The 2,297-nt window shown below is 69.2% G+C and carries 2 protein-coding genes; one reads left to right on the top strand and one right to left on the bottom strand.

Annotation, left to right across the window (positions count from 1 at the left end):
- Positions 1–106: 106 nt before the first annotated feature.
- A complete protein-coding gene (fbaA, locus tag ACZ38L_RS17015) occupies positions 107–1,135 on the bottom strand; it encodes a class II fructose-bisphosphate aldolase (RefSeq protein WP_465693895.1) in 1,029 nt (342 codons plus the stop codon).
- Positions 1,136–1,480: 345 nt separating this feature from the next.
- On the opposite strand from fbaA, the gene ACZ38L_RS17010 reads away from it, so the two are divergent.
- Positions 1,481–2,209 carry a DedA family protein gene (locus tag ACZ38L_RS17010; protein ID WP_465693879.1) on the top strand — a complete coding sequence of 243 codons (729 nt, stop codon included), beginning with the start codon at positions 1,481–1,483 and terminating at the stop codon, positions 2,207–2,209.
- The last annotated feature ends 88 nt before the right edge of the window (positions 2,210–2,297 follow it).

Below are 2,297 nucleotides of genomic sequence, written 5' to 3'. Positions count from 1 at the left end.
GGAAGGAGGGCCGGTGGGGTACGGGCCAACAAACACCGCACGGCGCCCCCAAAAACCCCCCCCCCCCCCCCCCCCCCCCCCCCCCCCCCCCCGCTGCGGATTGGCCCTACTTCAGGCGGGTGCCCGCCGAGCGCAGCATCTGGGTGGCCTCGACCACCCGGGCGGCCATGCTCGCCTCGGCCAGCTTGCCCCAGGTGCGCGGGTCGTAGGTGTTCTTCTTGCCGACCTCGCCGTCCACCTTCAGCACGCCGTCGTAGTTGCGGAACATGTGGTCCGCGACCGGGCGGGTGAAGGCGTACTGGGTGTCGGTGTCCAGGTTCATCTTGACCACGCCGTTCTCCAGCGCGGTGGCGATCTCCTGGGCGGAGGAGCCGGAGCCGCCGTGGAAGACGAAGTCGAACGGGTCCTGCTTGCCGTACTGGGCACCGATCGCGTCCTGCAGGTCACGCAGCAGCTCGGGGCGGAGCACCACGTTGCCCGGCTTGTAGACGCCGTGCACGTTGCCGAACGAGGCGGCCAGCAGGTAGCGGCCCTTCTCGCCCAGGCCGAGCGCCTCGGCGGTGCGGACCGCGTCGTTCACGGTGGTGTAGAGCGAGTCGTTGATCTCGTGCGAGACGCCGTCCTCCTCGCCGCCGGTCGGGGTGATCTCGACCTCAAGGATGATCTTGGCGGCGGCGGCCTGGGTCAGCAGCTCCTGCGCGATGGCCAGGTTGTCGTTCAGGGTCTCGGCCGAGCCGTCCCACATGTGCGACTGGAAGAGCGGGTTCTGGCCCTTGGCCACGCGCTCGGCGGAGATCGCCAGCAGCGGGCGGACGTAGCCGTCCAGCTTGTCCTTCGGGCAGTGGTCGGTGTGCAGGGCGACCGTGACGTCGTACTTGGCGGCCACCACGTGCGCGAACTCGGCGAGCGCGACGGCGCCGGTCACCATGTCCTTGTTGTACTGGCCGCCCAGGAACTCGGCACCGCCGGTCGAGATCTGGATGATGCCGTCGCTCTCCGCCTCGGCGAAGCCGCGCAGGGCCGCGTGCAGCGTCTGCGACGAGGTGACGTTGATGGCCGGGTAGGCGAACTTGCCCGCCTTGGCCCGGTCCAGCATCTCGTTGTAGACCTCGGGAGTTGCGATGGGCATGCGAATCCGCTCCTGTCGGTGTGCGGCGTACGGTCGGCCTGTCTGGCGCGCGTACGTCTCGGTACGTCCTCGGTACGTTCGCGGCGGTGCGGCGGTACCAGGGGCTGCAGCGGCCTCGCGGAGCCGCGGGGCACCGCCCCCGATGAGGGTGTGGGGAGCGGATGTCGTGTGACCGCGTTCCGGACGCCGGGGCCATCTTCCCAGACTCGTGCCCCGGCTTCACCTCCCCGCTCGCCACTCGGGACAGAAGCCGTCGCCGGACAGTACGAAAGGGCGGGAGCGCCCTGACCGGCCGGGACCCTGGTCCGTTCGTTAAGCCGCTCGCAATCCCGTCACGTTATTCTGCGACTCGTGACTACTGCCACGACCGAGCTCGCGGTCAATCTCCTCAATGCCAAGTCGTTGATCGCCTCGGTCGGGACGATCGGCCTGCTGGCGATCATCTTCGCCGAGACCGGCCTGCTCATCGGGTTCTTCCTGCCCGGTGACTCGCTGCTGATCCTGGCCGGGGTGGCCGCCTCCTCGGCCGCCGCCAAGGCCTTCGGGCCGGGCGTGCAGATGCCGATCGCCGTGCTGCTGCTCGGTGCGCCGCTCTGTGCGGTGGCCGGCGCGCAGCTCGGGCACCTGCTCGGTGCCAAGGTGGGCCGGAAGCTCTTCGACAAGCCGGATTCGAAGATCTTCAAGCGCGAGTACGTGGTCAAGGCCGAGGACTACTTCGCCAAGTTCGGTCCCTCGAAGGCCGTGGTGATGGCCCGGTTCATCCCGGTCGTCCGGACCTTCCTCAACCCGGTGGCCGGCATGCTGGAGATGCCCGCCAAGACCTTCTTCGTCTGGAACCTGGTCGGCGGGGTGATCTGGACCGAGGTGATGCTCTGCATCGGCTACTTCTTCGGCGACTCGATGGCCCCGGTGATCGACAAGTACCTGATCCCGGCGATGGCGCTGATCGTGTTGCTGTCGATCTCGCCGATCCTGCTGGAGGTGCTGCGGGACCGCCGGAAGAAGAAGGCGCTCGGCGTCGACGGGCCGGTCACCGAGGAGGCCGTGCAGGCTGCCGGCGGGCGGCACCGCCGCGGCTGAACCCCCTGGCACCGACGGCCGGGGGGGGGGGGGGGGGGGGGAAAAGACAACGGAAATAGCAGTTCCAGGGTGGAGGGCGCGGAGCGGT

Source organism: Kitasatospora sp. NPDC024654, assembly GCF_055559155.1.
The sequence above is the reverse complement of the archived record's forward strand: the minus strand, read 5'-3'. Positions and strand labels throughout refer to the sequence as shown.